This window comes from Aeromicrobium sp. (assembly GCF_036675695.1).
GTDB lineage: Bacteria > Actinomycetota > Actinomycetes > Propionibacteriales > Nocardioidaceae > Aeromicrobium.
Map to the genome: position 1 here is coordinate 1 of NZ_JAKFEL010000036.1, position 6,455 is coordinate 6,455.

A 6,455-nucleotide genomic window follows, 5' to 3' on the forward strand; every position below is an offset into this window, starting at 1 on the left:
CACAGTCGTCGTCATCCGACATTCCTCTCGGGATGAATGTTGTCCCTGGTCGCTGCAATGCGTCACAATGGTCGCAGGTGCTCCCAAGACGCTGGGGAAGGCGACACTAGGGAGGCACCCAAATGAACATGTCCTCGCCGACCACCCCGACCCGGGGTGTGCTTTTCGTGCACTCAGCTCCGTCTGCGTTGTGCCCTCACGTCGAGTGGGCTGCCGCTGGTGTGCTCGGTGGAACTCCCGACATTGCCTGGGTTCCCCAGCTCGCCGATCCCGGTACGTACCGGGCTGAGCTGTCCTGGCAGGCCGAGGCCGGTACAGGTGCCGCTCTTGCCTCAGCTCTACGTGGCTGGGAGAAGCTCCGCTTCGAAGTCACCGAGGAACCGACCGCGCGCTCTGAGGGTGCGCGCTTCTCGTACACCCCGAAGCTCGGCATCTTTCATGCACTGACCGGGCTGCACGGCGACATCCTGATCCCCGAAGACCGAATCAAAGCGTTCCGGGTGAAGACAGCGCTCGGTGAGATCACGATGGACGAGGCACTGGACGGTCTCCTGGGCGCTGCCTGGGATGCCGAGCTGGAACCCTTCCGTCACGCCGGTGACGGCGCTCCAGTCCGCTGGCTCCACAAGGTCATCTAGCCAATCTCGACAGCGATCGAAGGCGAGGACTTGCTCGACTCTTCGTGGAACAGGCGGAACTCACGCTTGCCCGTACGCGACGTGTAGATCTCGGTCGCGTAGGTGCCGCCGCCCTTGGTCTTGGTGTCGACAGGGAAGTCGTCCCAGTCGCTACCGGGATCCTTGACCTGCACCTGAAGTGTCGCGCCGGCACCAAGCTCCGGAAACGCGCCCTCGAGTCGGAAACGCTCGCCGGGGGACACCCGGGTGCTGGACACCCGAATCGTCGGCTCCTGGGTCGGCTCGCCCTCGGTCTCTTCGGGGGCGGGGGTCGTCGGGGCAGTCGTGGTGGGTGCTTCGGTCGTTGTGACGCTCAGCGGCGGCAGGTTGGCCGCACCCAAACCGGTCGCGCCGATCACCGCAGCACTGCCGAGGCCGAGCAGGACGCCGAGGCCCGCGCCGATGATCACCATCCAGGTCGCAAACCGACCGGCGACGCGTGCCTTCTCGCCGTCGACGTGATGCCCCTCCCTTGCAGGCTCGTAGGAACGCACTGGGGCTGGTTCGGCAGCCGGGACCGGTCGAGTCGGGGGAGCGAGCTTGGCGGGTACGGGCGGAGCGCTTGAGCGCGCTACGGAGCCGTCGTGGTGGACCACGGCGTTGACGGCACTCTTGACCGTGGTGAATCCATCGATCGCATCGTCGGAGAGATAGATGTTGAAGCGTCGCCCGAGCTCCTCGCCGATCTCGACCATCGTGATCGAGTCGACGCCCAGCTCCGTGAGCTTGGTTTCGAGCTGAACAGTCTCAGGCTCACACCCCTGCACTGCGGCCAGGATGTCGGCGAGTTCTGCGAGTACGTCTTTGGGAGCCGGCACGCAACGAGTCTATGTCGGGTGTGGAGGGTCACGTGCGCATCTACAGGGGTTCACCGTTTGGATGCTCCCTGGTCACCTTAGGATGAGGCGATGGAGAAGCTTGGCGAAGTCCAATACCTCACAGTTCACGGTTACCGTCGCGCGTTCCGCATCTCCGGATCTGGCCCCGCCCTGCTGCTCCTTCACGGGCTCGGATGCGACTCGTCGACGTGGGTCGACGTCATTCCGGCTCTGTCGAAGCACTTCACGGTCATCGCTCCTGACCTGCTCGGTCACGGTGAGTCCGACAAGCCCAACGCCGACTACTCGCTCGGTGGCTACGCCAACGGCATGCGGGACCTGCTGACTGTCCTCGGCGTCGACAAGGTGACCGTGGTCGGTCACAGCTTCGGCGGCGGCGTGGCGATGCAGTTCGCGTACCAGTTCCCCGACCGCACCGAGCGCGTCATCCTGGTCTCGACCGGCGGGCTCGGCAAGGAAGTCACCCCGCTCATCCGCTTCCTCACTGTGCCGGGGAGCGGTGCAGTGCTGGCAGCCGCAACGTTCAAGCCATGGCGTCCTGTCGTAGCCGGTGCCCTGCGGACTCTTTCAAAGTCGCCGCTCAACGCCACCCGCGATCTCGACGAGGTCGCCCGCATCTACGAGTCGCTGGGCGATCCGGCGCAGCGCACGGCCGTTCAGCGTGTCACCAGCCATGTACTCAACTGGCGCGGCCAGTTCGTCACGATGACCGATCGCAGCTACCTCGCGCGATTGATGCCGGTGCTCGTCGTATGGGGCCGCCAGGACATGGTCATCCCGTCGGCCCACGCCGACCTGGCACCCACGCACGAGATGTCAGACGTTCACGTCTTCGAGGACTCCGGACACTTCCCGCACAAGGATCACCCGAAGGATTTCGTACGGATCGTCACCAAGTTCATCGCCGACAACGAGCCGGCTCACTATCACCGGGGCAAGTGGCGCGCGCTGCTCCGCCGCGGCGACCAGTTCGAGCTCGAGAGCGTGCCGACCGGAGCCGACACCGCCGTTCAGCCCGCGATCAGCTAACTGGTTCGGGAGTCGGATCGGGCTCTGCGATGTCCGCCTTCGAGGCGATCTCGCGCTGACGCTCGGGGCTTCGCCGCCGTCGCCCTCGATTGCCCGATGCCCATGCACCGATCGACACCGACAGCCAACCGATGAAGACACCTGCGACGTCGTCGGCGAGGTAGTGCCAGCCGAAATAGATCGTGGCGAGGACCGTCAGGGCGAAGAACACCCAGGCGAGGATGCGAGTGACGAGCTTCTGGCCCGTGCGTTCGAAGAACAGGCACGCGGTGAAGACCACGGAGACGTGGAGCGACGCGAAACCGGCGATGCCGTACGTCGATGCTCCTCCGGGATCTTCCTTGAATCCCGCCCCGGCCCGGAACAACGAACGTTGCAGCTGGGTGACGCCGGTGACCGGCAGGTCCTGGAACATCGAGGACTGTGCGAATGCCGGGCCGAGCGTGGGCAGCGAGTAGTAGCTGACGACGCCGAGTACCCAGTTGAGGCTGAGCGCGGTGGCGTACCAGGCGCCGAGCGACAGGTCTTTGCCCCACACGAGAAAGGCGCCCAGCGTCAACGGGATGAGCGGCAGGTAGGCGACGTACGCGGTGGCGAGGATCTGCGCCGAGATGCCCGTGCCGAGGAGATCGTGCAGCACTTCTGCGGGGTTGTGCCCGAAGAACAAGTAGTGGTCGAACCGCAGCATGTCCCGGTCGAACAGGACGCCCTTGCGGAACAGTGGCAGGTCGCTCTTGAGGTTGCGATAGCTGACGTAGCAGACGTAGAACGTGATGAGTCCGGTCGCGATGTAGCCGACGCGCTTGAAGCTCCAGTCGGTGCGGATGATCTCGCGCAGCTCGTGGCCGATGCCCTTGAGGCCGTCGCGCCAGCCACGGCGAATCGCCACAGGAATGACACCAACACCAAAGAAGAGCAGGCCGATCACCGGGAGGCGCACGTACGCCGGGCCGAGGAAGCCGTCAGGGTCGCGCAAAGGCACATCGAGGTGCTGTGAAGCGATGAATGCGGTGAGACCTACAACGATGGACAGGCATACGCCAAAGGTGTAGGGCCAACGTCGCATGCCGTTCATCCTAGAGGTGGATCCTTAAGGCGAGATGAGGGATATCGCGTCCTGAGACGTGACAGTGGCCACGCCTAGGCGTCTCCGCCTTCCTGTGGCACTCCCGTGACGGCCGTCGGGTCGTCGATGCGGAACCGTGTGAACGCGTCACGGGCTGTCTCGGGTGCGACCAGGCCGCGCTGAGCGAGGCTTTGTAGGACGCTGACGACGATCGACTCGGCATCGACCTGGAATGTACGCCGGGCCGCTGCGCGGGTGTCGGCGAAGCCGAAGCCATCGGTGCCGAGCGACTGCCATGGACCGGGCACCCAACGCGCGATCTGATCGGGCACGGCGCGCATGTAGTCGCTGACCGCAACGGTCACAGCGGACGTGTCCATCAGCTTGACGGTGACGTACGGCATGCGGCTGTACTCGCCGGGGTTGTTGAGGTTCCAGCGCTCTGCCTCGACAGCATCGCGCGCAAGCTCGTTCCAGGACGTCACGGACCACACGTCGGCGGGTACGCCGTACTCGGTTGCGAGAATCTCCTGGGCCTTGAGCGCCCACGGCACGGCGACGCCGGACGCCATGATGCGTGCGGTCGACTCGCCACTCAGAGCCTTGCGGTAGAGGTAGGTGCCCTTGAGCAGTCCCTCGACATCGAGGTCTTCCGGCTGTGGCGGCTGAACGTACGCCTCGTTGTAGACCGTCAGGTAGAAGATGATGTCTTCGCCGTGGGGCTTGGCGTCCGTCGTGCCATACATGCGCTCGAGGCCGTACTGGACGATGTGGCTGATCTCAAAACCGAACGCCGGGTCGTAGTGCACGACCGCAGGGTTGGTCTGCGCGATCAACGGGGAGTGCCCGTCGGCGTGCTGCAAGCCCTCGCCGGTGAGCGTCGTACGACCGGCCGTGGCGCCGATCAGGAAGCCGCGCGCCAGCTGGTCTGCCATGGCCCAGATCGAGTCGGCGGTCCGCTGGAAGCCGAACATCGAATAGAACATGTAGACCGGGATCATCGGCTCGCCGTGAGTGGCGTACGCGCTGCCCGCGGCGGTGGCCGAAGCCATCGCACCGGCCTCGCTGATGCCTTCGTGCAGGAGCTGGCCCTGTACCGACTCCTTGTAGGCGAGGAGCAGTTTGCGGTCGACGGCGTCGTACGTCTGGCCGGCCGGGTTGTAGATCTTGGCCGACGGGAACATCGAGTCCATGCCGAACGTGCGGTACTCGTCAGGCGCGATCGGGACGATGCGCTGACCGATCTCCGGGTCCTTCATCAGGTCACGCAGAAGACGTACGAACGCCATCGTCGTCGCGATCTGCTGCTTGCCCGAACCCTTCTTGAGCTCGTCGTAGATCGATTCCTCCGGCAGCTTGACGCTGACCGGGTTGACGATGCGTTGGGGCAACGATCCGCCGAGGGCGTCACGTCGCGCCTTCATGTACTGGATCTCTTCGCTGTCCTCGCCCGGGTGATAGAACGGCGCGATGTCGCTCCCATCAATTTGGTCATCGGAGATCGGGATGTTCAGACGATCACGGAAGCCCTTGAGGTCGTCCTTGGTCAGCTTCTTCATCTGGTGGGTCGCGTTGCGTCCGGCGAACGACTCGAGGAGCCAGCCCTTGATCGTGTGCGCGAGGATCACGGTCGGCTGACCTGTGTGCTTCTGCGCGGCCTCGAATGCGGCGTAGACCTTGCGGTAGTCATGGCCGCCGCGGGGGAGACGCTCAATCTCCTCGTCGGACAGGTGCTCGACCATCTTCTGCAGGCGGGTGTCGGGACCGAAGAAGTGCTCACGGTTGTAGGCACCCGACTCGACTGACAGCGTCTGGAACTCGCCATCCGGCGTGCGGTTCATCTGGTTGACGAGAGCGCCGTCGGTGTCGCGGGCGAGCAGGTCGTCCCATTCGCGGCCCCATACGACCTTGATGACGTTCCAGCCGGCGCCGCGGAAGTACGACTCCAGCTCTTGGATGATCTTGCCGTTGCCGCGAACGGGTCCGTCGAGCTGCTGCAGGTTGCAGTTGATGACGAACGTGAGGTTGTCGAGCTCTTCGCGGGCTGCGACACCGATCGCGCCGAGCGACTCGACTTCGCCCATCTCGCCGTCGCCGAGGAACGCCCACACGTGCTGCTGGCTGGTGTCCTTGATGCCGCGGTTGTGGAGGTAGCGGTTGAAGCGAGCCTGGTAGATCGAGTTGATGGCGCCGAGGCCCATCGAGACGGTGGGGAACTCCCAGTAGTCCGACATGAGACGCGGGTGCGGGTAGGACGACAGGCCCTTGCCTTCACCGTGCGAGCGCTCCTGACGGAAGTGGTCCAGCTGCTCCTCGTTGAGTCGGCCCTCAAGGAACGAACGCGCGTAGATGCCGGGCGCTGCGTGGCCCTGGTAGTAGAGGTGGTCACCGCCGCCAGGGTGGTTCTTGCCACGGAAGAAGTGGTTGAAGCCGACTTCGTACAGGCTGGCCGCCGACTGGTAGGTCGCGATGTGGCCGCCGACACCTAGGCCGGGACGGTTGGCGCGCGAAACCATGACGGCCGCGTTCCAACGGATGTAGGAGCGGATACGGCGCTCGATCGCTTCGTTGCCGGGGAACCAGGGTTCGCGCTCGGGCGGGATCGTGTTGATGAAGTCGGTGCTGCGCAAAGCCGGCACGCCGACGTTCTGCTCGCGGGCACGTTCGAGGAGCTTGAGCATCACGTACCGGGCGCGGCTTCGACCGCCGCTGTCGATCATCTCGTCGAGCGAGCTGACCCACTCGGCTGTCTCTTCGGGGTCAATGTCAGGGAGCTGCGTCGGCAGGCCCTCGTGGATGACGGGCGGACGTTCCTGGCCGGTAGGCGACATGCTCACTCCCTTG

Annotated in this window: 5 protein-coding genes; 2 read left to right on the top strand and 3 right to left on the bottom strand. The window is 64.8% G+C overall.

Features of this window, described 5'->3' with window-relative positions; translation table 11 throughout:
- Window positions 1-128: 128 nt before the first annotated feature.
- Entirely contained in the window at window positions 129-638 is a 510-nt protein-coding gene (locus V6M39_RS02020) for a DUF3145 domain-containing protein (RefSeq protein WP_309970616.1), read from the top strand.
- Here V6M39_RS02020 and V6M39_RS02025 read toward each other — a convergent pair.
- Window positions 635-1,495 carry an acyl carrier protein gene (locus V6M39_RS02025; protein ID WP_332641990.1) on the bottom strand — a complete coding sequence of 287 codons (861 nt, stop codon included), beginning with the start codon at window positions 1,493-1,495 and terminating at the stop codon, window positions 635-637. The two genes, V6M39_RS02020 and V6M39_RS02025, sit on opposite strands and share 4 nt — an antisense overlap.
- A gap of 90 nt (window positions 1,496-1,585) precedes the next feature.
- Between V6M39_RS02025 and V6M39_RS02030 the strand changes: the two genes are divergently transcribed.
- Complete coding sequence (locus V6M39_RS02030) at window positions 1,586-2,545, top strand: alpha/beta fold hydrolase (protein ID WP_332641991.1); 960 nt, start codon at window positions 1,586-1,588, stop codon at window positions 2,543-2,545.
- Here V6M39_RS02030 and V6M39_RS02035 read toward each other — a convergent pair.
- Both V6M39_RS02035 and aceE read right to left on the bottom strand, forming a co-directional pair.
- Window positions 2,538-3,611, bottom strand: coding sequence for a phosphatase PAP2 family protein (locus V6M39_RS02035; RefSeq protein ID WP_332641992.1), 1,074 nt, complete (start codon window positions 3,609-3,611; stop codon window positions 2,538-2,540). The genes V6M39_RS02030 and V6M39_RS02035 overlap by 8 nt on opposite strands.
- A 74-nt stretch (window positions 3,612-3,685) precedes the next feature.
- A partial coding sequence (aceE, locus tag V6M39_RS02040; RefSeq protein ID WP_442880654.1) for a pyruvate dehydrogenase (acetyl-transferring), homodimeric type occupies window positions 3,686-6,455 on the bottom strand: 2,770 nt, incomplete at its 5' end.